Raw genomic sequence first — 25,120 nt, forward strand, 5'->3', positions numbered from 1 at the left:
ACATGGTGCCTGCCACCTTCGTGGTGCTTGAGGCGCTGCCCCTCAACTCCAACGGCAAGGTGGACCGCAAGGCCCTGCCTGAGCCGGAGGCGCCGCAGTCTGGCAACATCTACGAAGCGCCTCGCACGGAAGCCGAAGCGAAGCTGGCCTCCATCTGGGCCGAAGTCCTGCGACTGCCGCAGGTGGGCGTGAAGGACTCCTTCTTCGAACTGGGTGGACATTCCCTTCTGGCCACGCAGGTGGTGTCCCGCGTGCGCGCGGAGTTCAACGTCGAACTCCCGCTGCGCGCGCTCTTCGAATCCCCCACGGTGGAAGCGCTCGCCGGGCGGCTGCAAGGGAGCGCGACCTCCCAGGCCCCGAAGCTCACCCGCGTCTCGCATGACGGCCCACTGCCGCTGTCCTTCGCGCAGCAGCGGCTGTGGCTCTTGGATCAGCTCCAGCCTGGGGACGCGTCGTACAACCTTCCCACCGCTCTCCAGCTCTCCGGGCACCTGGACGTGGAGGCACTGCGCCGTGCCTTCGAATCACTCGTCCATCGCCACGAGGCCCTGCGCACCACCTTCCATGCGCATCAGGAGCAGCCCATCCAGACCATCCACGCCGCCAGCGGCTGGACGCTGCCGCTCGTGGACCTCTCCACCCATCCCGAGGCGTTCCAGGAGGAGGAATCGCGGCGACTGGCCAATGAGGAAGCGCGTCGTCCGTTCGACCTTTCGAAGGGCCCGCTGCTGCGCAGCACGCTGGTGCGTCTGACCGAGGACTCCCACCTGCTGCTGGTGACGATGCACCACATCGTCTCCGACGGCTGGTCCATGGGTGTGCTCGTTCGGGAGATGGTGGCCTTCTACGAGGCCTTCGCCACGGGCGGCACGCCTGCTTTCGCGCCCCTGCCCGTGCAGTACGCGGACTTCGCGGCATGGCAGCGGAACTGGCTCCAGGGGGCGGCGCTGGACGCGCAGATCCACTTCTGGAAGCAGCAGCTCTCCGGAGCGCCCGCGGCGCTGGAGCTGCCCACTGACCGGCCTCGGCCACCCGTGCAGTCGCACCGGGGCGCCAAGGTGGACGTGCACATCTCCTCTGAGGTCTCTCACGCACTCAAGGCTCTGGCGCAGCGAGAAGGCGCCACGCCCTTCATGACGCTGCTGGCGGCATTCCAGGTGCTGCTGTCGCGCTACTCCGCGCAGGACGACATCAGCGTGGGCTCGCCCATCGCGGGCCGCACCCAGGCGGAGACCGAGGGACTCATTGGCTTCTTCGTCAACACGCTCGTGCTGCGTGCCCGGCTGGATTCACGTGCGACGTTCCGCGACCTGTTGACCCAGGTGCGAGGCACGACCTTCGCGGCCTTCGAACACCAGCACCTGCCGTTCGAGAAGCTCGTCGAAGCCGTGCAGCCCACGCGAGACCTGAGCCGCAGCCCGCTCTTCCAGGCCATGTTCGTCCTGCAGAACACGCCGAATGAGGCACTGCGTCTGCCGGGCTTGTCCTTCCAGGCCCTGCCTCTGGAAGCCCACTTCGCGAAGTTCGATCTCTCCCTGGGCCTGCGTGAAGGCCGGGATGGATTCGTCGGCACGTTCGAGTACGCGACGGACCTGTTCGACGCGGCGACCCTCCAGCGCATGGCCGGTCACTTCGGAGTGCTGCTGGAGGCCATCGCAGAGAAGCCGGACACGAAGCTTGGCGACCTGCCGCTTCTCACCAACACGGAGCGCCAGCAACTCCTCGTCGAATGGAATCCCCTTACCTCACAGGTGCCGAACGAACCCAGCATCCCCGCGATGGTGGAGGCTCAGGTACGCCGCACACCTGATGCCCTGGCCGTCATCACGCCTGAGCGGCAGCTGACGTACCGCGAGCTGGATGCGAAGGCGAACCAGCTCGCCCACCGCCTGCGCAGCCTGGGCGTCGGGCCCGAAGTGCGCGTCGGCCTCTGCGTTGAGCGCACCGAGGACCTCGTCATCGGAGCCCTCGGCATTCTCAAGGCCGGTGGCGCCTACGTGCCGTTGGACCCCAGCTACCCGCGTGAGCGCCTGGGTTGGCTGCTGGAGGACGCCCAGGGCCCCGCCCTCGTGGCGCATTCGCACCTGCTCTCGGCACTGCCCGAGACGTCCGCAACGCTCGTGAGTCTCGACTCGGACGTGGAGCTGGCGAAGCAGCCGACGACAGCACCCGCGGTGGACATCCACCCCGGCCACCTCGCTTACCTTATCTACACCTCGGGCTCCACGGGCCGCCCCAAGGGTGTCGCCATTTCCCATGGCAACGCCGTGACGTTCCTCCACTGGGCCTTGGAGACGTTCTCGCCGGAGGAGCTGAAGGGAACGCTTGCCGCGACGAGCCTCAACTTCGACCTCTCCGTCTTCGAGCTTTTCGCCCCGTTGAGCAGCGGTGGCGCGGTGGTGGTGGCGAAGAACGCCCTGCACCTGGCCGAGCTGCCCACCGCCTCTCACGTCACGCTCGTCAACACGGTGCCCTCCGCTATGGCGCAGCTGCTGCGCCTGGGCGCGATACCGCCCAGCGTGCGCGTCATCAACCTCGCCGGTGAAGCCCTGCCGGAGATGTTGGCCAAGCAGGTCTACGCGGTGCCTACGGTTGAGAAGCTCTACAACCTCTACGGCCCGTCCGAAGACACCACCTATTCCACGGCCTCCCTCGTCGGCCGTGACGAAGTGCCTCTCATTGGCAGGCCTCTGCCCGCGACACGCGCCTATGTGCTGGACGCTTCGCTGCAACCGGTGCCCGTGGGCGTCGCAGGCGAGTTGTACCTCGCGGGCGAAGGCCAGGCGCGTGGATACCTGCTGCGTCCGGAGCTCACGGCAGAGCGCTTCGTTCCAGAGCCCTACGGTCCTCCGGGCGGCCGCATGTACCGCACGGGCGACCGCGTCCGGTACCGCATCGACGGGCGCCTGGAGTACCTCGGCCGCATCGACTTCCAGGTGAAGGTGCGTGGCTTCCGCATCGAGCTGGGTGAAATCGAAGCGGCTCTCCGCCGCGTCCCAGGCCTCAAGGACGTCGTCGTCGTCGCCAAGGGTGAAGCCGCCGACAAGCGCCTCGTCGCCTACGTCTCTCCCAAGGCCAATGCCTCGCTGGAGGTGGAAGCCCTCAAGGCACACCTGCGTCAGGGACTCCCCGAGTACATGGTGCCCGCCACCTTCGTGGTGCTTGAGGCGCTGCCGCTCAATTCCAACGGCAAGGTCGACCGCAAGGCCCTTCCAGAGCCGGAGGCCCCCCAGTCCGGCAACACCTACGAAGCGCCTCGGACAGAAGCCGAAGCGAAGCTGGCATCCATCTGGGCCGAAGTCCTGCGTCTGCCCCAGGTGGGCGTGAAGGACTCCTTCTTCGACCTGGGTGGCCACTCCCTGCTGGCCACGCAGGTGGTGTCGCGCGTGCGCACGGAGTTCAACGTCGAACTCCCGCTGCGCGCGCTCTTCGAGTCCCCCACGGTGGAGGCGCTCGCTGTTCGTCTCTCGGGACTCTCCAGCACGAGCACTTCGCCGCTCACGCGCGTCTCGCATGACGGTCCGTTGCCGCTGTCCTTCGCGCAGCAGCGGCTGTGGCTCATTGATCAGCTCGAACCGGGCAGCCCTCTCTACAACGTGCCTGTCGCCGTCCGGCTTGAGGGCCACCTGCGCACGGACGTATTGGAGCGTGCCCTCCAGGAAGTCGTGCGCCGGCACGATGCCCTGCGCACCACCTTCGCCCAGGTGGACGGAGAGCCGGTCCAGCACATCCATCCCGACAGTCCGCTGCCGCTGGGGCTCGTGGACCTCGCGGACGTGCCTGAATCCCAGCGCGAGCCCGAGGCACGAGCCCGCGTGGAAGAGGAGATGCGCCGGCCCTTCGACCTGCGCACCGGCCCGCTCCTCCGCACGCTGCTCTTCAGGATTTCCGAACGCGAGCACGTCCTCGCCGTCACGATGCATCACATCGTCTCCGACGGCTGGTCGCTGAGTGTGCTCGTGCGCGAAGTCACCGCCCTCTACGCGGCCTTCTCCGCGGGACAGTCGTCGCCCTTGCCTGCCCTTCCCGTGCAGTACGCGGACTACGCCGACTGGCAGCGCCGGACGCTCTCGGGTGAGACGCTGCGGCAGGAAATGGCCTACTGGGAGGGGAAGCTCTCCGGCGCTCCGGCCGTGCTGGAGTTGCCCACCGACTTCCCCCGCCCGGTCATCCGGAGCAACGCGGGTGCGACCCTCGGCTTCACGCTCTCGCGTGAGTTGACTGAAGCGCTGCGGAGCCTGGGCCACCGTGAAGGCGGTTCGCTCTTCATGGTGCTGCTCGCGGCCTGGCAGGGACTGCTGTCGCGCTACACGGGCCAGCAGGACATCAGCGTGGGCTCGCCCATCGCGGGTCGCACGCGCGCGGAGACGGAGGGCCTCATCGGATTCTTCGTCAACACGCTCGTCCTGCGCGCGCGAATGGATGAGGGCCAATCCTTCCGGGCGCTGCTCCAGCAGGTGCGCGCCACGGTGCTGGAGGCCTATGAGCACCAGGAGGTGCCGTTCGAGAAGCTGGTGGAAGTCCTCCAGCCCACGCGCAGCCTGAGCCATACGCCCCTCTTCCAGACGCTGCTCGCGCTCCAGAACGTGCCCTCGGAGGACGTGCGGCTGCCGGAGCTCCGTCTCCGCGGCTTGGAATCCACCCACTCGACGTCGAAGTTCGACGTGAGTGTCTTCTTCACGGAGACGGCCGAAGGGCTGCGAGGCACGCTGGAGTACAGCACCGCCCTCTTCCAGAAGAGCACCGTGGAGCGGATGGCCGCCCACCTACGCACGCTGCTGGAGGCCGTGGCCGCGAAGCCCGACCAGTCCATGTCCCACCTGCCGCTTCTCTCCAACGACGAGCGGCAGCGCGTCCTCGTCGATTGGAACGACACGGCCGCCGTCAGCCCGACAGACGTGCCGGTCCACGTCCACTTCGCCCAGCAGGCCCAGCGCACGCCTCACGCTGTCGCGCTCGTGCGGGGCAATGATTCGCTGACGTACACCCAGTTGGATTCACGCGCGAACCAGTTGGCCCATCACCTGCGGGCCCTGGGCATCGTCCCAGGGGCACGCGTCGGCCTCGCCGTCGAACGTTCCTTCGAATTGGTGACGGCGCTCCTCGCCATCCTCAAGGTGGGTGCGGCCTTCGTCCCCGTGGACCGCAATGCGCCCGTGGACCGCATCGCGATGTTGCTGGAGGACGCGGACGTGGGCGTGGTGGTAACGCATCAGCCCTTCGCCTCACTGCTGCCCGCCTCCGGGACCCGCGTCTGGCTGGACTCGCAGAAGGATGTCCTGACTGCACAGCCCACGCACGCGCCCGATGTCCGCGTGGACGGTGAAGCCCTGGCCTACGTCATGTTCACCTCGGGCTCCACGGGCCGCCCCAAGGGCGTCAGCGTTCCCCACCGGGGCATCACGCGTCTCGTGCTAGGCAGCACCTTCATGCGCTTCGGGCCCGACGAAGTCTGGCTCCAGTTCGCGCCCGTGGCCTTCGACGCCTCCACGCTCGAAATCTGGGGCGCGCTGCTGCATGGCGCGAAGCTCGTCCTCGCGCCGCCGCACTCCCTCTCCCTGGAGGAACTGGCCGCGCAGCTGTGTCACCACCGCGTGACGTCACTCTGGCTCACCGCCGCCCTCTTCGAGCAGATGGCCCTGCACCAGGGTGAAGCGCTCGCGGGCGTGCGTCAGGTCCTCGCCGGTGGCGATGTGCTGCCTGCCGCCCGTGTGCGCGAACACCTCTCGCGCATTCCCGAAGGCGCGACGTTCCTCAACGGCTACGGCCCCACGGAGAACACCACCTTCTCCACCACCTTCGCCATGCGGCATGGTGCGCGTGTGGACGGCACCATCCCCATCGGTCGGCCGCTCTCCAACTCCACCGTCTACGTCCTCGACGCGCACCTGCACCCGGTGCCCGTGGGTGTCGCCGGTGAGGTGTACGTGGGCGGCCAGGGCCTCGCGTGGGGCTACCTGAACCGCCCCGAGCTGACCGCGGAGCGTTTCGTCCCGCACCCCTTCGCCTCCACGCCGGGTGAGCGCCTCTACCGTACGGGCGACCAGGCCCGCTGGAAGGCGGACGGCACGCTCGACTTCCTGGGCCGCGTGGACTTCCAGGTGAAGGTGCGGGGCTTCCGCATCGAGCTGGGCGAAATCGAAGCCGCCCTGCGCTCCGCAACCGGCGTCAACGAAGCCATCGTCGTGGCCCGGGGCTCGGACGCGGACAAGCGCCTCATCGGCTACGTCACCGCGAGCGAAGGCCATGCGCTGGATGCGGACACTCTCCGGGCTGGCCTCAAGCAGCACCTGCCCGAGTACATGGTGCCGTCGGCCGTCGTCGTGCTGGACGCCCTGCCCCTCAACGCCAACGGCAAGGTGGACCGCAAGGCCCTACCCGAACCCGATGTCCAAGCCATCGAGGCCCGGGACTTCGTCGCGCCCCGCGACGCGCTCGAAATGCAGCTCGCCCGCATCTGGGAGGACCTCCTCGACGTCCGCTCCGTCGGCGTCCGCTCCAGCTTCTTCGAGTTGGGCGGCCACTCCCTGCTCGCCGTGCGCATGGTCGCCGCCGTGCGCGAGCGCCTCGGCCAGTCGATTCCCCTCTCCGTCCTCTTCCAGCAGCCCACCATCGAGCAGCTCGCCCAGGTGCTCCGTGACGACTCACAGGCCTGGACGCCGCTCGTCCCGCTGGAGCGCGGAGAGCCCGGCCAGCGGCCTCTCTTCCTCGTCCACCCGGGCGGCGGCAATGTCCTGGCCTACTCAGAGCTGGCGCGCCGTCTGGGCCCCTCACTGCCCATCTACGGCCTCCAGTCGCGCGGCCTCGACGGACTTCCCGTCGCCGAGTCCATCGAGGAGATGGCCAACCTCTACCTCGAAGCCATCCGCACCGTGCAGCCCCACGGCCCCTACCAACTGGGAGGCTGGTCCCTCGGCGGTGTCATCGCCTACGAGATGGCCCGCCGCCTGCGCGAGGCGGGCGAAACCGTGGACCTGCTCGCCCTCATCGATGCCCACCTCTACGGACTGACGAAGCCCGCCCAGTCCGAGACACAGCTCGACTCCGAAGCCCGCGCCCGGCTCGCCTTCGCCCATGCCACCGCCACCGCCTTCGGCCAGGCGCTCTCCGTCACGGACGAAGCGCTGGCACAGAGCGACGACGCGATGCTGGGCCACCTGCTTCAGGAAGGGCTCCGGGCGCGCATCCTCGACGCTCAGTCCGGCCCTGCCCAGCTGCGTGCCCTCTTCAACGTCTTCCGGGCCAACCTCTTCGCCCACGAGAAGTACGTGCCCCTCCCGTACGACGGCACCGCGCTCCTCCTGAGTGCCAGCGAAGCCGCCGCCGGGATTCCGCGTCATCGCGGATGGGAGCCCCTGGTGCGAGGTGGCCTGGAGGTGCACGACGTCCCCGGCAGCCATCACGAGCTGATGCAGGACCCGCACCTGGGTCCTGTCGTCGAGCGCCTGCGACGGGCCCTGTCGGCCCTCACGCAGGCCGAAGCCACCGGCAGTTGAACCCGGCTCTCCCTTCCGTGTCCGCGTCCCGGGCACGGAAGGGGTGCCGCGCGGAGCGACGACCGATGCCTAGAGCTTCAGCCGCTTGAATACAGGCTCCGGGATGCTGCGGATGATGAGCATGATGAGCGCCCAGAAGCCGGGCACGTAGACCTCGTTCTTGCGCCCGTCCGCGGCCTTCAACAGGCCTCGAGCCACCTGCTCCGGCGACGCGAAGAGCTTGTTCTTCGGCACGTGGGCCGTCATCGGCGTGTCCACGAAGCCGGGCTTCACCGTCACCACCGCCACGCCGGACTTCGCCAGCCGGTTGCGCAGTCCCTGGAGGAACACGGTCAGCGCGCCCTTGGACGCGCCGTACACGTAGTTGCTCTGCCGGCCTCGGTCTCCCGCCACCGACGAAATCACCACCAGCGTACCGGCCTTCTGCGCCTCGAAGCGGTTGGCCAGCTCCGTCAGCAGCGACGCGGCGGAGAGGAAGTTCGTGCGCAGCACCACCTCCGCCGCCGCCCACGAGCGCTGGCTCTCCGCCTGGTCGCCCAGCACGCCATGCGCCAGCACGGCCCCGTCCAGTCCGCCCAGGGCCAGCCACGCGCGCTCCACGAGGCTCGCGTGCGCTTCGCAGTCGTTCAAGTCCAGCGCGCGGAACTCCACCTTCTGCGCGCCGCGCGTGGACGCGTCCCGGGCCACCGCCTCCAGGTTCGCGGCGTTGCGGCCCACCAGGTACAGCGATGCCCCGCGCGCGGCGAGCAGCCGCACCGTGGCCTGGGCAATGGCGCTCGTGGCGCCGAGGACGATGACTTTCTTCATGGGAGGGCGGCCTGACGGTCTTCCTGCGCGGGCAGGGGCAGCGGCACCGGGTTCACCCGGCGCCAGAAGGAGGAAGAGAACGCGGGATCGATGTACGCGGAGAACTGCTCGCGCCTGGGGAAGTACGCCGCGAAGCTCTCCGGGCTCATGCGCGCGTCCTTGGCCGGGTACACCGCCCCGCCCGCCTCGCGCGTCACGCGGTCCAGCGACTCCACCAGCTTCCACGTCTTCTCGCCCTGGTTGGCGAAGTCCAGGGCCAGCGTATAGCCGGGGCGCGGGAAGGACAGCCACCCGGGCGACGGCAGGTTGCCGAACGTCTTGAGCACGGACAGGAAGCTGGGAAGCCCGCCCCGGGCGCTGCGCTCCAGCAGCTCCTTCAGCGCGTCGCGCGCGGTGGCGTGGGGCACCACGCACTGGAACTGGAGGAAACCCCTGCGGCCGTAGATGCGGTTCCAGCCGTACACGCTGTCCAGCGGGTAGAAGAACGGATCGTAGTGCACGAGCCGGGGCGACGGCTTCATCCGCTCCCGGTGGTAGTACAGGAAGTTGAAGGCGGACACCGACAGCCGGTTGAGGCAGAAGCCCGGCAGGTCGATGGGCACCGCGAGCCCGCTGCGATGGGACAGGTGGCTCTTCGCCAGGGGCAGCCGGTCGAACTGCGTGGGCGCGAAGTTGCCCCGGTAGAACAGGCCACGCCCCAGCTTGCGCCCCCGCGCCAGGCAGTCCACCCACGACACGGTGAACTCGTGGTCCGGCTCGGACTCCGCGGACACGCGCATGAAGCCGTCCAGGTTGTCGAACGGGACGGTCTCCTGGATGACGAAGGGGTTGCGGATGGGCTGGAGCTGCACCTCCGCCCAGGTGACGAGCCCGGTGAGCCCCAGCCCGCCAATCGTCGCGCCGTACCAGTCCGGGTTCTCGTCGGGCGCGCACAGCCGGCGGCTGCCGTCCGAGCGAACCAGCTCGAACCTCCGCACGTGCCGGCCGAACGTCCCGACCCGGTGGTGGTTCTTGCCGTGCACGTCGTTGGCGATGGCGCCGCCCACCGTGACGAACTTCGTGCCCGGCGTCACCGGCAGGAACCAGCCGCGCGGCACGGCCAGGCGCAAGAGCGTGTCCAATGACACGCCCGCTTCGCAGCGCACCACGCCTGTCGCCGGGTCGAAGTCGATGAGCCGGTCCAGGCCCGAGGTGAGCAGCACCGTGCCGCCGTCGTTGAGGCACGAATCGCCGTAGCTGCGGCCCAGGCCATGCGGCAGGACGGAGCCGTCCTCGCGGGGCAGCGCCTCCGAGCGCCACGTCAGCGCGCGCGTCCGCTGCTCCACGCGAGGGAAGCGGCCCCAGGAATCCGACGTGCTCATCGCCCTGCTCCCGTCACGTCGCCACCCACAACACCAGCGCGGCGACCCCGCCCACGACGTAGCTGACGCGGTCCCTCAGCGCGAAGACGAGCGGGTCCTCGTTCACGAGCCCCCGATGCGCCAGCAGCCAGATGCGCCCCACCCAGTACAGCATCACCGGGCACAGCAGCCACAGCCGCTCCGGGTGGGCATACAGCGCAGTCACTTCCTTGCTGGTGATGTAGAGGGCCAGCACCAGCACCGACACCTGGCCCGACGCCGCGCCCAGGCTCGCGAGCTGCTCTTGGTCCTGCGCCAGGTAGCCGCGCCCGTGGGCGGAGGTTTCATTGGACTGACGCAGCCGCCGCACCTCGCTCAGCCGCTTGAGCAGCGCCAGCGACAGGAAGAGGAAGGTGCTGAACATGAGCAGCCAGCTCGACGTGGGCACGCCCACCGCCAGCGCGCCGCCGAAGATCCGCACCGTGTACAGGCCCGCCAGCACCAGCACGTCCAGCATCACCACCTGCTTGAGCCGCAGCGAATACGCGAGCGTGAGCACGAAGTACGCGGCCAGCAGCCCGGCGAAAGACAGGGGCAGCGTCGCCAGCGCCAGCGCCGCGGCGCCCACCAGCAGCAGCGGCGCCAGCACGACGCCCGCGCGCACCGGAAGGGCCCCGGACGCGAAGGGCCGCAGCGACTTGGACGGATGCCGCCGGTCCGACGCCAGGTCCAGCAGGTCGTTGATGACGTAGACGCTGGAGGCGCAGAGGCTGAAGGCGATGAACGCCAGCACCGCGCGCGGGGCCATGCCGCCCTGGGTGGCCTTGTGCGCCGCCAGCAACGGCACGAAGACGAGCGCGTTCTTCGCCCACTGGTGCACCCGCAGCGCCTTCACCCAGGAGCGCAGCCCGCCAGGCGGGGCCTCGAAGACGCGGTGCACGGGGCGGCCCAGCCCCTGGGCCTGGCGCAGCACGCCCGCCGGTGCGTGCACCACGATGATCCGCCGGCACTCGCGCCACAGGTGCAGGTCCACCGCGTCGTTGCCCGCGTAGTCGAAGCGGCCCAGCAAGTCGCGCAGCCGCTCCAGCTTCCGCGCGCCGGACAGGTTCACCCCGTTCTCGCTGGCGACCACTGTGTGGAAGAGGCCCAGGTGGGCGGCCACCGCGTCGGCGATGGTCCGGTCCGCGGCCGTGGCCAGCACCAGCCGCCGCCCCCGCGCATGCTCCTCGCGCAGGAAGGCGACCACGTCCGCGTTGTACGGCAGCGAGGTGACGTCCAGCCGCGCGCGGCGGGCCACCTCCGCCTTGAAGAAGGCCTTGCCCCGGAGCACCCACAGCGGCACCAGCAAGAGCAGCCACGGCGCGTGCTTGAGCAGCACGAGCAGGTTCTCGTGCAGCGTGTCCGTGCGCACCAACGTCCCGTCCAGGTCGACCGCGAGCGGGACGTCGGGGGCATCATCGGGGATGGGGGTCTGGGGCTGCATGAAGGGGGCCCGCAGGGTAGCCCAAGGGCCCGGGGCGTCCCACCGTTCCGTGCCCTCATGAAGGCCGAAGCCCCTCCAGGCGACGGTCCTCCTGCTCGCCGTCCGGACGGGAGGGGGGCCCGTCCAGGCTTCAGAGTGACTTCAGGAAGGCGAGCAGCGCGGCCCGGTCCTCCCGGGGCAGCCGCACGTAGCGCGCCTGAGCGGGGGCCGCTTCCCCTCCGTGCCAGAGGACGGCCTCCTCCAGGGAGCGGGCCCGGCCGTCATGCAGGAAGCGGGTGTGCCGGTTGACGGCCTCCACCAGTCCAATGCCCCACAGGGGCGGCGTGCGCCACTCGCGGCCCGAGGCCAGCCCGTCCGGACGCCCGTCCGCCAGGCCCTCGCCCAGGTCGTGCAGCAGCAGGTCCGTGTACGGGTAGATGACCTGACGGGACACCTCGTCGAAGCCCTCCACCGTCCCCGTCTCCTGGGGCGTGTCCACGTGGCACGCCGCGCAGCCGATGGCGCGGAAGACGGCATGGCCCCGCTGGACCTCCGGCGCCTCCCAGTCGCGCCGCTTGGGCACGGCGATCAGGCGCATGTAGATCATCAGCAGGTCCATGTCGTCCTGGGACACCTCCGGTTCCCCCGGCGCGTCCCGGCCCTGCTCCTGGCGATACAGCGTCGTGGTGACGCCCATGTCCGCGACGAGCGCATGCGCCACCTGCTGGCGCAGCGTGGGCTGATTGGCCTTCCACCCGAAGCGGCCCAGGCGCGTCTCGCCCGTCTCCACGTCGAGCACCCGGTTGACCCGGCCGGAGATGCCGTCCTGGTCGCGGTCCTCGGGGTCGGCGCGGGCCACGATGTCGGCCTCTGGCAGCGCCTCCAGCAGGCCCAGGCCGAAGTTCACGGGCGACACGCGGGCGGAGAACAGCGCGCCTTCACCCAGGGGGCCATGCACCAGCCCCTGGAACTGGTAGCGCGGGCGCACGAGCGAGTACGGCTCACCGGTGGCGAAGGTGCCGCGCGTCTCCTCGAAGTCGACGCGGACCTGGCCCTCGGGGACCTGGCCCTCCACTGCGTGCATGTCCAGCTGCATGCCATACAGCGGGTGGGGACCGGCGCCATCGGGCGCGCTCAGCTGGAACGCCAGCGAGACAGGCGCCTCCGAAGGGTTCGCGGGCGGCTGGCCCCGGCCGTCCTTCACGTGGCAGGTCATGCAGCCGGTGGCGCTGAAGAAGGGCCCGGCCACGGCGGCACGCAGGCGCGAGTCGCTCCAGTCGCGGTCGAAGACGCCCTTGCCCGCGTAGAAGTCCGGCCAGCGTGAGCGCGGCATGTTCATGGGCGCGCGCCCGAAGGCATTGCGCCCGGTGTCCGCCACCGTGGTGGCACCGCCGGACTGCTCGACGTGCGGAAGGACGACGGGAGGCAGCGCGCCCAGCACCAGGGGCTCGGGGCGGCGGACAACGGTGGCCCACGCGGCGCCGATGAGCAGCGCTCCGGCGGAGATGCCAGCGAGAGACCAGGGCACGCGCATCGTCACGACTCCTCGACGAAATAGACAAAGACATACAGACACCACCGGGCGGGAACACGCGGCTCCCGCCCGGCGGCAGGAACAGCCTACTTCTCCTGGCCGAAGGACTCGCCCGTGATGAGGAGGTCCGTGGCGCTGGTGTTCACGTCGATGCCGGAGAAGTGGCGGTACGGGTAGGCACCGTCGCCAATCTCCTCGATGAACTCCGCCGTGTCGCCGACGATGGTCTGGCCGTTCGCGCCCTTGAGGGAGAACGTCGTGCCCGGCGAGCCCATGCGCCAGCCGCAGGCACCGTCGAGGCCGCGGTCACCACCGTAGAGGTAGGAACGGTAGGAGAAGAAGTGCCAGTGCATGTTCCACCAGTTCACGAAGGACCACCAGTCGTAGAACGTGATGGAGAAGGACGCAGGCTGGAGGGTGGTGCTCACGAGCCGTCCGTCGCGGTACACGTTCATCCGGTAGTTGCCCTCGGAGGAACCGGTGAAGCCCGGCGTCACGTTCACCACGCGATCGGCGGTGGAGGTGATGCGCAGCGAGCTGACGACCTGATCGCCGTCACGCGCGGACAGGGTGACGCTGCCCTTCTCGCTGCCCACGCGGATCTGGGCTTGCTGGGACCAGGTGATGCCGGCGTTGAACGTGCTGGAGACGCCGTCCGTCTTCGCGTCCTTCAGCCCGAGGACCTGCACGCCCTTCTCGGAAGCGGCCAGGGTCGCGTTGCCCTTGGCGCAGGTGGTGATGCCGTCGAACCGCTGCACGCAATCCGCCTTGGCGGACAGCGTCGCGGACTGCGAACCTTCGGGGGACTGCGTTGGCTCACCCTGGCAACCAGCCACCAGGCTCAGGAACGCGGCCGCCAGGAGGCGACTCGTCATCTGCAGGTGCATGTGTGGGACCTCGACTGTGTGGGGGGACACGGAGACGCGGGGGGCCGGCAGGAGGAAGCAAGGGGAAGCACCGGACGCGCGCTCCAGTCCGTCCCTCTGCACCCGCCACGCCACATCCCAAGATTTGGGGGCTTTCCTCGGAAGGCCCCGTCGCGGCTGACACGGGTGTCGTGGCCGCTGTAGCGCCACCGGCTACATGAGCGCCGGGGCGTGTGTCCCTCCGTGTCACAGCCACGCGCCCGGTGGCTTGCGCCAGGGCCGGCACGGGGCTAGGGAATCGCCCCTCGTATGTCGGCGCTCGCGGAACTGCTCGAAGCCATCCGGGAGGAGTCAGGCCCGGCCACGTGGTCCGCCGGACAGGCCCTCTCTCGCGCGGGGGTCGTCTCGGTGCAGTCCGTGGACGAGGAGGAGGTCGTCCTGCGGGTGCGCATCCCCGGCCGCCCCACCCCGCTCACCACGACGCTCTACCCCGAGGATGAAATCTGGGAGTGCGACTGCCGGGGGAAGGTGGACCCCTGCGAGCACGTCATCGCCGCGGCCATCGTCCTGAGGCAGGCGGAGGGAAGGAAGGCCACGGCGGCGGCCTCCCCTGCCCGTCCGGGCCCCGCCGCCGCGCCGAGGCCCGGCGCCGCGCCGAAGACGGAGCGGCTGGTGTACCGCTTCAAGCGCGCGGACGGAGGCCTCCAGTTGGAGCGGCTGGTGGTCCGGCCGGACAACACCGCGCGGCTGCTGGCCCGGAGCCTCGCGTCCGTGCTCCAGAACCCCGTGGAGGCCGCGCGAATCCACGTGGATCCGTGTGATCTGCTCGCGGACAAGCTGCTCGCGCAGCCCACCCGCGGCGCGCTTCCGCAGAGCAAGCTGGATGCGCTGCTGCACGTGCTGGAGAAGGCGCGCACCGTCCTGTTCGACGGTCAGCTCGTCTCCGTCTCCAACGAGCCGCTCCTCCCGCGAGTCACCGTCGAGGACCGGGGCGAGCAGACCGTGCTCAAGGTGGAGAAGGATCCACGCATCAACGAGCTGGTGAGCCCCGGCGTCGCGCTGTGCGCGGGAGCGCTCTGCCGGCTGGGAGAATTGTCGCTCACCGGCGCGCGGCTGGAGAACCTGCCCCAGGAGCGCGTCTTCGCCCCGGAGCAACTGGCGGACCTGACGAGCAAGGTGCTGCCGGACTTCGCGAGGCGCCTGCCGGTGGACGTGAAGAGCCGGCGGCTGCCGCCCATCGACCGGACGCTCAAGCCGCGCATCTCGCTGGAGCTGGACAAGCTCGACGCGGGGCTCTCCGTGCTGCCCACGCTGGTGTACGGCTCGCCGCCCACCGCGCGCATCGACAACGGGAAGCTGGTGTACCTCCAGGGCGCCGCGCCGGTGCGCGACGAGCCCACGGAGACGAAGCTCATCCACCAGTTGAGGGACGAGCTGAACATGGCGCCGGGCCGGCGCGTGACGGTCCACGGCAAGGAGGCCGTGCAGCTAGCGGACAAGCTGCGCAAGTGGCGCGGAGGCCTCACGGGGAACGCCGCGGGAGTGGTCAGCCCGGACGTGAAGCTCCGGCCCATGCTCACGCTGGACACGGCCGCCACCGACGCGGGCGTGCCACGAGTGGGCTTCTCGCTCGACTTCCAGGTGGAGGGCCTGGGCCCCGGAGAGAGGCGCACCGTGGACGCGGGCGCGGTGATGCGGGCCTGGGAAGAGGGCCTGGGCCTGGTGCCGCTGGAGGGCGGAGGCTGGGCGCCGCTGCCCACGGGCTGGCTGAAAGCCCACGGCCAACGGGTGACGGACCTGCTGGCCGCGAAGGAGCGGGACGGACGGCTCGCGAACCACGCCATCCCCCAGCTCACGGGCCTGTGCGAGGCATTGGAGCACCCCGCCCCGCCCGTCATGGAGCGGCTCGCACCCCTGGTGCAGGGCTTCGAGAAGCTCCCCGAGCCCCAGCTGCCCAAGGACCTCACCGCGACGCTGCGCCCGTACCAGTTGCAGGGCGTGAGTTGGCTCACCTTCCTGAGGCAGGCGGGACTGGGAGGCGTGCTGGCGGACGACATGGGTCTGGGCAAGACGCTGCAGACCATCTGCACGCTGGGCAAGGGAACGCTGGTGGTGGCGCCCACGAGCGTGCTGCCCAACTGGGAAGCGGAGGTGAAGCGCTTCCGCCCGTCGTTGAAGGTGTCTGTCTATCACGGCGTCGGCCGCACGCTGGACGAGTCCGCGGACGTGACACTCACCACGTATGCACTGTTGCGTCTGGACGCGGCCATCCTCGCGGCGAAGACCTGGGACACGGTGGTGCTGGACGAAGCGCAGGCCATCAAGAACCCGGACAGCCAGGTCGCACGAGCTGCGTACGAGTTGGACGCGGGCTTCCGCATCGCGCTTAGCGGCACGCCCATCGAGAACCGGCTCGAGGAGCTGTGGAGCCTGATGCACTTCACCAACCGGGGCCTCTTGGGCGGGCGCAAGGCCTTCGAGGAGCGCTGGTCCCGGCCGGTGTCGGAGAACCAGAAGGGCGCCGCGGAGGCCCTGCGCGCGCGCATCCGCCCCTTCGTGATGCGAAGGCTCAAGCGAGATGTCGCGCCCGAATTGCCACCGCGCACCGAGGCCGTGCGGCACGTCACCCTCACCGAGCAGGAGCGCGCCGTCTACGACGCGGTCCACGCCGCGACGCGCGAGGAGGTGGTGTCACAGCTGGAAGAAGGCGGCAGCGTGCTGAAGGCGCTGGAGGCATTGCTGCGATTGAGGCAGGCGGCCTGCCACCCCGCGCTGGTGCCGGGGCAGCAGGCGAGGACATCCTCGAAGGTGCAGGCGCTGGTGGAGGCGCTCGGCACGGCGGTGGCGGACGGGCACAAGGCGCTGGTCTTCTCGCAATGGACGTCGATGTTGGACCTCATCGAGCCGGCGTTGAAGGAAGCGGACATCGGGTTCATCCGTCTGGACGGCAGCACGGCGAACCGTGGCGCGGTGGCGGCGTCCTTCCAGGACGAGAAGGGAGCGCCGGTGATGCTCATCTCGTTGAAGGCGGGAGCGACGGGGCTCAACCTGACGGCGGCGGACCACGTCTTCCTGGTGGATCCGTGGTGGAACCCGTCGGTGGAAGCGCAGGCGGCGGACCGGGCGCACCGCATCGGTCAGCAGCGTCCGGTGATGGTGTACCGGATGGTGTCCCAGGGCACGGTGGAGGAGAAGATCCTCCTCTTGCAGGAGAAGAAGCGAGCCCTCTTCGAAGCCGCGCTCGGAGGCGCCTCGGGAGGCGCCGCGCTCACGCGAGCGGACCTCATGCAGCTCCTGGATTGAGGCCATTCCCGGCGGGGTGGAGGGCGGCAGTCCCCTCCCCCGCCGTGCCTGCGTGGAGCCGGTGACGCTGAACGTCACGCGGAGCATGCGCATCGTCTCGGAGGACCAGCATCAATCCGAGAGGGAGTCACAGCATGCCAGCATCCATTCCCGAAAAGATGAGGGCTGCGGCGCTTGACCGCTTCGGCGGCCCGGAGGTCCTGGGCATCAAGACCATCTCCGTTCCCACCTGTGGCGACGACGAAGTGCTCGTGCGCGTCGCGGCGGCGGGAATCGGTGCCTGGGATTGGATGGAGCGCGAGGGGCAGATGGCCGAGATGATCCCAGGCGGCCCGAAGTTCCCCTACGTGCCCGGAGCCGACGGAGCGGGAGAAGTCGCGGCCGTGGGCAAGAACGTGAAGGACTTCAAAGTCGGCGACCAGGTCTACGGCTCCGCGTTCATGAGCGCCAAGGGAGGCTTCTACGCGGAGTACGTCGCGGTGAAGGCAGACCAGGCGGCGAAGGTGCCCAAGGGCTTGAAGGTGGAGCAGGCGGCGGTGCTCGCCGCTGACGGACTCACCGGGCTCCTGGGCCTGGAGGAGCACCTCCAGCTCAAGTCAGGGCAGAAGCTGCTCATCTTCGGTGCCAGCGGAGGCATCGGGCATATCGTCGTGCAGCTCGCGAAGAGGCTGGGAGCGAAGGTGCTGGCGGTCGCGTCCGGACAGGACGGAGTCGAGCTGGCCCGGAGGCTGGGAGCGGACGCGGTCGCGGAGGGCCACCAGGAGGACCTGGAGAAGGTCTGCCGGGACTTCGCGCCAGACGGCTTCGACGCGGCGCTGGTGCTGGCCCGGGGAGACGCCGCCGAGCCCCTGCTCCGCAACGTCCGCAAGGGAGGGCGCATCGCCTACCCGAACGGAGTGGAGCCGGCGCCCAAGGGCCCGGAGGGCGTTGAGACCAAGGCCTACGACGGAATCCCCAGCCCCCAGGTGATGAAGAGGCTCAACGAGCTGATTGAGTCGGGGCCGTTCCATCTGGAGGTGGCCCGTCTCTACGCATTGGAGGAAGCCGCGAAGGCCCAGCAGGAGGTGCTCAAGCACCACCTGGGCAAGTACGCGATGAAGATCCAATGACGCTCAATGCGGTCCAGCGTCCTTCGTGGTGGTGCTGAGCATCCGCACCGCCACGGAGCGGCACTCCGAGCAGACAACCCCGGTGCGCTCCCAGTGCACCTGAGCCTCCAGCTCACCGGGGTCCGCGGAGCCCTCATCCAGGCGGCGGACCATCTCCGCGAGCGCCTCCGCGGGATTGCCCTCCAGGTCATCCGAAGGGTCGAGCAGGTCCTGCTCCCCTTCCAACACCAGACTGAACCGGTAGTACACGGCATGCGCGGCGATGACGCGCCCGCACGTTGCACAGGTCTTCGCTTGAGGTCCTGTCATGCCGCCAAGGATAGCGGCGAAGAACCCCGGTCGCTCCAGCTGCGTCAAAGGGGTCCGCCACCACCCCGATGCGGGCAATAAACAAATTCCTGCAAAATTAATCGCCTCACTCCTTCCTTTGATTCGAGGCAAAAGCGGCTCGCTCCATGAGCGAGCGTTGCGCCTCGACACGACAAGCCCCCACAGGAGTGACGAATGTTTGAACGCTCGAAGCGCCCTGCTCTCTCATTGATGGCAAGCCTCATGCTGGTCCTCATGCCCGCCGCGGTCATGACGGGATGTGGCGACGATGCCGCGGACAGCAGCCCCACCGTGGAGACGGTGCGTGAGCAGCGCATCACCGCGGAGACGATCGCCAACCTGCAGCCCGGCGAGCAGTTCATCGTGGATCAGCGGATCCCGGGGAACGCCTACACCTTCGACTTCTCCCAGGCGCCCATCGACTTCAGCCGCATCACCATGATCAACGCCAAGGGCGAGGCCCAGCCCATGGACAAGTGGCTGAGCACGGCCCGGGAGAATGGAAACGACCTGCTGGCCTCGCAGGATCACTCCTTCCGGATGTCCTCTTCCGCCCAGGGCCTGGGAGCCCTGTCCAAGAAGGAGCTCTCCAAGCTCCAGTCCACCGGCAAGGTCGTGCGGAAGGCCCCCAGCTCGCGCGAGCCGGGGCTCAAGAGCGCGCAGGACATCATCTGTGAGTACACGGAGGTGTACATCCTCATCTGTGACTCCAGCGGCTGGTGCTACGAGTACCTGAGCGTGACCGTGGTCTGCTACGAAGTGGAGTACTGAGAAGGCGTTGAGCCGGGGTGAGCGGCCCTGTGACTCGCGGCCGCTCGCCCGCCAGTGCGCCTGCACCGCGCCGGAGCGTTGAAGGAACGGCCTCATGACAATGCAATCATTCAACCTGGCCGTTCCGCTCGCCCGGAGAGTTTCCTCCTCCGTGGTGGCCTCCTCTACGCTCTGGGCCCTGCTTGCGGCCGTCACGGCAACGGCGCTCGCGGTCTCCCCGGAAGCGGCGAGCTCTCCAATTGGAGGAGGCGGTCTCCAGCTTCCAAAGCCCCTGGTCTTCGCCACCGGTGCCGTCGCGTGCGCCCTGGCTTGTGCCGTCGCCTGGCGCCCTCCGCGTGCGGGGGTCACGACTTTCGATCTCGCGGCGCTCGGCTATCTGGCGACGGGATGTCTCGCCATGGCGGTGAACGGCTTCAGCGCGCCCTTCAGCCTCCCCTGGATTGCAATCCACCTGGGCGCGTTCGTCATGGTGGCAACGGCAAGCGAGGCCGCGGGCCAGCGCCGCGAAGCGCTCGCGGATGGGCTCATCGGCGCGGGAGTCCTCATCGCGCTGATAGCGCTATACGAGTCCATCGGAGGCCAATTGCCATGGGACCTCGTGCGACGTCCGGGCGCGACCCTGGCCAACCGCAATGCCGTGGGAGGCTACTGCGCGATCCTGGTGCCCCTGGCCCTGGCACGCGTGACGATGAAGCCGCATCCGCTGCGAGCATTCGCCCTTTCGGCGCTCCTGCTGGCGGTCGCGCTCTGCCGGGCACGGAGCAGCTGGCTGGGACTGCTCGTCGCGGGCCTGCTCACGGGGGCCGTGTGCCTGGAGATGATGCGCCGGGGAATGCTGCCAGCCCTTCCCAAGCGAGGCCTCCTGGCAGCGGGCGGCGCGGGGCTCGCCGTGGTGATGGCATTGAGCGCGGGGTCCTGGGCCGGGCTCGAATGGAAGGAGCCCACGCCGCTCCAATCGTCGCTCTCCCGCCTGTTTGATTATGAAAGCGGGACGGGGCTCAGCCGCGTCGAGCAGCATCAGGTCGGGCTGGCCATGCTCTCGGTCCAGCCGCTCACCGGCTTCGGACCGGGAAGCTGGCGTCGCGAGGCGCCCCGGTTCGCGCATGCGGCCACGGGTCAACACGCGAGCTTCATTGCTCCGCTCAGGAGCCCTGCCTCGGACCTGCTGCGCCACACGGTCGAGACCGGTCTGCTCGGCCTTGCCGCGGCTGGGGCCATGGCGCTTTCCCTTTTGGCGGGGGCAGGCCGCCGCGTCATCCAAGGGCGGAACATGCTGACCCTGGCGGCCATGGGCAGCCTGGTCGTCGCCCTCGTCATCAGTGGCTTCGATGCGATGTTGACGCGGCCGCCCGCCATCGCGTTGGTGGCGGCGATCGCAGGCATGCTGCGAAGTGATTGCGCGCGTCGCGTGGAGCTCACCACGACCCGGGCCTGGAGTGCCGCGGGCGTGCTGGTGGCGGTCCTGTCCCTGGGCATCGCCATCCCGCAGTACCTGGGTTTGAAGTCGCTCACGGGGGACTTCTCGGCCACGACCGTGCTGGGTCTGGGCCGGTTCCAGAACCCGCCTTTCGAGTCATTGCTCGCGGTGGTCATGAGCGAGCGCGCGGAACGCTGTTCGACCCTCGCTCCGGCCGCGGCCCTCGTCGACACGTACCTGCCGAATGAACCCGAACTCCTGCGGTTGCTCGCCCGGTGCGCGGAGCAGCGGGGAGACTGGAGCGCCGCAGCGGACCATCTGCGCAGGGCGCGGGCTGTCGAACCCCACGATGCGCGCACGGAGTCGGCGCTTCAGGCCGTGCTGTCACGACAATCCGAGAGCGGAATGCACGAGCCGGGGATCGAACCCGGACGACCCTTGCGAGTCAGCGGATTTTAAGTCCGCTGCGTCTGCCAGTTCCGCCACTCGTGCGATGGAAGGAAAGATAGCAGACCCGGCAGCCCAAGCGAGGCGCCTGCGCACTCTCCCTTCATCGTTGGGTCGCCAAGTACGGCCGCCCGGCGGCCATGCGCGAACCACCGCCGCGTCGCGCCGCCCACGGTAAGGTGCGCGCCGTGCGGCAGCGGACGCTCCTCATCGACAACCACGACTCGTTCACGTTCAACCTCTTCCATCTGCTGGCGGAGGTCGGAGGGACCGAGCCCCTCGTCGTGCGCAACGACGAGCGCTCATGGAGGGAGCTGCGCGAGCTCGCGTTCGACAACATCGTCATCTCCCCGGGCCCCGGGCGTCCCGACCACCCGGCGGACTTCGGCGTCTGCCGCGATGCGCTCCTCGAAGCGGACGTCCCCATCCTCGGCGTGTGCCTGGGGCATCAGGGTCTGGGCCACATCCACGGAGCGAGCATTCAGCACGCACCGGAGGTCATGCACGGACGGCTGAGCCCCGTGCGCCACATGGGGACGGACCTCTTCCAGGGCCTGCCTCAGGACTTCCAGGTGGTGCGCTACCACTCGCTCTGCCTCACCCGGCCCCTGCCCGAGGACCTGGTGGAGACCGCCTGGGCCCCCGACGGCGTCCTCATGGCCCTGCGCCACGCCTCGATCCCCCGCTGGGGTGTCCAGTTCCATCCGGAGTCCATCGCCACCACCCACGGCCGTCAGCTCCTCGCCAACTTCGTCCGCCTGAGCCGCGAGCACCACGCTCCCAGTCGCCGCCCTGAAGCGCCCCAGGAGACAACGCCCCTCTCTCCGCCTGGAGTCTTCCGGGTCCATCACCGGAAGCTGCGGCTCGACGCCGACCCGGAGCAGGCCTTCGTCGCGCTCTTCGGATCCAGTGACCCCGCCTTCTGGTTGGACAGCAGCCGCGTCGAGGCCGGCCTGTCCCGCTTCTCTTTCATGGGGGACGCCACCGGCCCGCACAGCGCCGTCATCCACTACCAGGTGAACCCACGCAGGCTCACCGTGCGCCGGAGTCAGGGAACCGAGGAGCACGCCACCGGGCTGTTCGAGTTCCTCCAGCAAGAGCTGACGCGGCTGCGTGTGCCCCCCTCCGGGCTGCCCTTCGACTTCCAGGGCGGGTTCGTGGGCTCCCTCGGCTACGAGCTGAAGCACGACTGCGGCGCGAGCGCCCCGCATGCCTCACCGGATCCAGACGCCAGCCTCATCTTGGCGGACCGGATGCTGGCCTGGGACCACCTCGAAGGCACGGTGTACCTCGTCGCGCTCGCCCCAGAACACGAGGCAACCCAGGTCCAGGCGTGGTTCGACGCCACGGAATCCAGCCTGCGCGCCCTGCCCCCTCTGGCGCTCCTCGAGCCACGTCTTGGAGCCCCCTTCCCGGTCCGCCTCGCCCGCGACCGCGAGACCTACCTGACCGACATCCAGCGCTGCCTGGAACAGCTCCACGAAGGCGAGACCTACGAGGTCTGCCTCACGAACAAGCTCCTCGCCCGGACGCACGTCGAGTCCCTGGACCTGTACCGGAGCCTGCGCCGGTTGAACCCCGCCCCCTACGCCGCCTACCTCCGCATGGGACCGCTGGGCATCGCCTGCTCCTCCCCCGAGCGCTTCCTGCGCGTGGACGCCGAGCGCTGGGTCGAGTCGAAGCCCATCAAGGGAACCCTGCGCCGCGGAGCCACTCCGGACGAGGACAACCGGCTGCGCCAACAGCTGGGCGCCCAGGAGAAGGACCGGGCGGAGAACCTGATGATCGTGGACCTCGTGCGCAACGACCTCGGGCGCGTGTGCGAGGTGGGCTCGGTCCACGTCCCCCGGCTCATGCACGTGGAGTCGTATGCCACGGTGCACCAACTGGTGAGCACCATCCGGGGCCACCTGCGCCCGGGGCTCACCGCCGTGGACGCGGTGCGCGCCGCCTTCCCCGGAGGCTCCATGACGGGGGCCCCCAAGGAGCGCACGATGGAGCTCATCGACCGGCTGGAGGGGCAGGCCCGGGGGGTGTACTCGGGCGCCATCGGGTACTTCTCCGCCACCGGCGCGGCGGACCTGAACATCGTCATCCGTACGGCGGTGGTCCGGCCCGGCGAGGTGAGCATCGGGACGGGCGGAGCCATCGTGGCGCTCTCGGACCCGGCGGCCGAATTGGAGGAGATGCTCCTCAAGTCGCGCGTGGTGCTGACGGCGCTGTCCACGGCGCTCGGGCGCCCGGACGGACGGCCCGACCCCGGGGCCGATTCCAGGCCCTGAACGGCGGCGGACCGGGCCCCGGGAGGGGGTGGAAGGGCCTTCCGGGGAGGGGCTCCCGGGGCGGCGGCATCCCGGGTGGTGGGGAAAGTCCCTCGATTCCTCCACTGCTGGACGGCCGGGGCTTCCGTGACCGTCGCATCCGGCGGGACGCTGTTATAAAGCGCCCCCCATGCTTGAGACCGTCACCAAGGGCTTCCGGGCCGCCAAGAACCGCCTCGCCGGCAAGAGCGAACTCACCCCCGAGCTGGTGGACGAGTCGCTGCGAGACATCCGCGTCTCCCTGCTGGAGGCCGACGTCGCCTTCGACGTGGTGAAGAAGTTCGTCGCCCGCGTCCGCGAGAAGGCCGTGGGCGAGGTGGTGCAGACGTCCGTCACGGACGCGGGGGGCCAGAAGCGCAAGGTCAGCGCGATGGACCACTTCATCAAGATCTGCCACGACGAGCTGGAGGCCCTGATGGGCCCGGTGGACACGAGCCTCCACCTGAAGCCCAAGGGCCAGCTGTCCGGCATCATGATGGTGGGCCTCCAGGGCTCCGGTAAGACGACGACCACGGGCAAGCTCGCCAGCCGGCTCCTCGCGGAGGGGCGCAAGCCCCTGCTGGTCGCGGCGGACATCTACCGCCCCGCCGCCGTGGATCAGCTCAAGGTCCTGGGCGAGCGCCTGAAGGTCCCCGTCTACCACGAGCCCGGCGTGCAGCCGCCCGAGCTGGCGAAGCGGGGCTACGCGGCCGCGCGCGAACAGAAGTGCGACGTGGTGCTCATCGACACGGCGGGCCGGCTCGCCATCGACGAGACGCTGATGACGGAGCTGGAGTCCATCAAGTCCAACGTGCAGCCGGACACCATCCTGCTCGTGTGCGACGCGATGATCGGCCAGGACTCGGTGCGCACCGCGGCCGAGTTCGACCGGCGCCTGACGCTGGACGGCTTCATCCTGACGAAGCTGGACGGTGACGCGCGCGGCGGCGCGGCGCTGTCCATCAAGGAGGTGACGGGCAAGCCCATCAAGTTCCTCGGCATGGGCGAGTCGATGGACAAGCTGGAGGAGTTCCGTCCGGAGGGCCTCGCGGGCCGCATCCTGGGCTTCGGCGACATCGTCGGCCTGATGAAGGACTTCGAGAAGGTCGTCGACGAGAAGAAGGCCGAGGACGACGCGCGCAAGCTGCTCTCCGGCCAGTTCTCGATGAAGGACTTCGTCGAGCAGATCCGCATGGTCCGCAAGATGGGCCCGCTGAAGGACCTGCTGGAGAAGTTCCCCCTCTTCGGCGACCTCACCGAGCACCTGAACCCGGACGAGAAGGAGCTCACCAAGATCGAGGCGATGTACGACTCGATGACGCAGAAGGAGCGCCTGCGTCCGGACATCATCAACGCCAGCCGCATCAACCGCATCTCCAAGGGCAGTGGCCGCAAGCCGGAGGAGGTGCGCGAGCTGCTGCAGAAGTTCGGGATGATGCAGCAGGTGATGGGCACCATCGGCCAGAACCCGGGCCTGCTGGGCCGCATCCCTGGCTTCAAGCAGCTGGGGCAGCTGGGCCAGATGAAGAACATGGACCTGGGCAGCATGTTCGGGAAGGACCCGAAGGCGCTGGAGAAGGCCATGTCCGCGATGGGTGGAGGCATGGGCGGCATGCCGATGCAGCTGCCGCAGATCGCCCCGGGCTACACGCCGCCCATGGGCCAGGCCGCCATGGCCAAGGCCCGTCTGATGGGCTACGCGCCCCCGTCCGTGAGCAAGCCGGACGACCGCGACGCCATCAAGGAGCGGCGCAAGAAGGAGAAGGAGAACAAGAAGAAGAACCGCAAGAAGAAGTAGTCAGCGGCCTTCTGAAGTCCCCCTGCCCGCGCGTCCCCACCGAAAATTGGGGGCGGCGGGCAGGCGTGTCTCCGGGCTCGGACGCCTGTCCTGTTCCCCGGACGGGCATGGCAGTGTTCCGCCTCGGGACCGATTGGTCC

General features: G+C 69.3%; 12 protein-coding genes and 1 tRNA gene (1 of these 13 running past the window's edge). 6 read left to right on the top strand and 7 right to left on the bottom strand.

Annotated features, from left to right (window positions below; all coding sequences use genetic code 11):
* Positions 1-7,496: the 3' portion of a non-ribosomal peptide synthase/polyketide synthase gene (locus JYJ93_RS29955; RefSeq protein ID WP_206797988.1), read on the top strand. It extends 21,853 nt beyond the left edge of the window; only the last 7,496 of its 29,349 coding nucleotides appear in the window; its start codon lies off the left edge, out of view; its stop codon occupies positions 7,494-7,496.
* A 69-nt stretch (positions 7,497-7,565) separates the two neighbouring features.
* On the opposite strand, the gene JYJ93_RS29960 is transcribed toward JYJ93_RS29955, so the two are convergent.
* The 5 genes from JYJ93_RS29960 to JYJ93_RS29980 all read right to left on the bottom strand — a co-directional run bounded on the left by JYJ93_RS29960 (position 7,566) and on the right by JYJ93_RS29980 (position 13,526).
* Positions 7,566-8,303, bottom strand: a complete 738-nt coding sequence (locus JYJ93_RS29960) for an SDR family oxidoreductase (protein ID WP_206797989.1) — start codon at positions 8,301-8,303, stop codon at positions 7,566-7,568.
* Positions 8,300-9,664: an FAD-binding oxidoreductase gene (locus JYJ93_RS29965; protein WP_206797990.1), complete on the bottom strand. Its 1,365-nt coding sequence runs from the start codon at positions 9,662-9,664 to the stop codon at positions 8,300-8,302. Before JYJ93_RS29965 ends, JYJ93_RS29960 begins: the two co-directional genes overlap by 4 nt.
* A gap of 13 nt (positions 9,665-9,677) precedes the next feature.
* Positions 9,678-11,126, bottom strand: coding sequence for a UbiA family prenyltransferase (locus JYJ93_RS29970; protein WP_206797991.1), 1,449 nt, complete (start codon positions 11,124-11,126; stop codon positions 9,678-9,680).
* A gap of 130 nt (positions 11,127-11,256) precedes the next feature.
* Positions 11,257-12,639, bottom strand: a complete 1,383-nt coding sequence (locus JYJ93_RS29975) for a di-heme oxidoredictase family protein (RefSeq protein ID WP_206797992.1) — start codon at positions 12,637-12,639, stop codon at positions 11,257-11,259.
* A gap of 86 nt (positions 12,640-12,725) precedes the next feature.
* Positions 12,726-13,526: a hypothetical protein gene (locus JYJ93_RS29980; protein ID WP_206797993.1), complete on the bottom strand. Its 801-nt coding sequence runs from the start codon at positions 13,524-13,526 to the stop codon at positions 12,726-12,728.
* Between the two features lie 288 nt (positions 13,527-13,814).
* Between JYJ93_RS29980 and JYJ93_RS29985 the strand changes: the two genes are divergently transcribed.
* Positions 13,815-16,808: a DEAD/DEAH box helicase gene (locus JYJ93_RS29985; protein ID WP_206797994.1), complete on the top strand. Its 2,994-nt coding sequence runs from the start codon at positions 13,815-13,817 to the stop codon at positions 16,806-16,808.
* Positions 16,809-16,942: 134 nt separating this feature from the next.
* Positions 16,943-17,917 (top strand): NADP-dependent oxidoreductase, encoded by a 975-nt coding sequence (locus JYJ93_RS29990; protein ID WP_206797995.1) that lies wholly within the window; start codon positions 16,943-16,945, stop codon positions 17,915-17,917.
* A gap of 3 nt (positions 17,918-17,920) precedes the next feature.
* Here the strand turns inward: JYJ93_RS29990 and JYJ93_RS29995 are convergent, their stop codons facing one another.
* Positions 17,921-18,226 (bottom strand): hypothetical protein, encoded by a 306-nt coding sequence (locus JYJ93_RS29995; protein ID WP_206797996.1) that lies wholly within the window; start codon positions 18,224-18,226, stop codon positions 17,921-17,923.
* A 243-nt stretch (positions 18,227-18,469) separates the two neighbouring features.
* Between JYJ93_RS29995 and JYJ93_RS30000 the strand changes: the two genes are divergently transcribed.
* On the top strand, positions 18,470-19,018 hold the full coding sequence (locus JYJ93_RS30000; RefSeq protein ID WP_206797997.1) for a hypothetical protein: 549 nt from the start codon (positions 18,470-18,472) through the stop codon (positions 19,016-19,018).
* Positions 19,019-20,841: 1,823 nt separating this feature from the next.
* Here JYJ93_RS30000 and JYJ93_RS30010 read toward each other — a convergent pair.
* Positions 20,842-20,927, bottom strand: a tRNA-Leu gene (locus JYJ93_RS30010).
* A 143-nt stretch (positions 20,928-21,070) separates the two neighbouring features.
* Between JYJ93_RS30010 and pabB the strand changes: the two genes are divergently transcribed.
* Complete coding sequence (pabB, locus tag JYJ93_RS30015; protein WP_269012358.1) at positions 21,071-23,164, top strand: aminodeoxychorismate synthase component I; 2,094 nt, start codon at positions 21,071-21,073, stop codon at positions 23,162-23,164.
* 169 nt (positions 23,165-23,333) lie between these two features.
* Complete coding sequence (ffh, locus tag JYJ93_RS30020) at positions 23,334-24,980, top strand: signal recognition particle protein (RefSeq protein WP_014395398.1); 1,647 nt, start codon at positions 23,334-23,336, stop codon at positions 24,978-24,980.
* Positions 24,981-25,120 lie beyond the last annotated feature (140 nt).

The organism is Corallococcus sp. NCSPR001 (assembly GCF_017309135.1).
Taxonomy (GTDB): domain Bacteria; phylum Myxococcota; class Myxococcia; order Myxococcales; family Myxococcaceae; genus Corallococcus.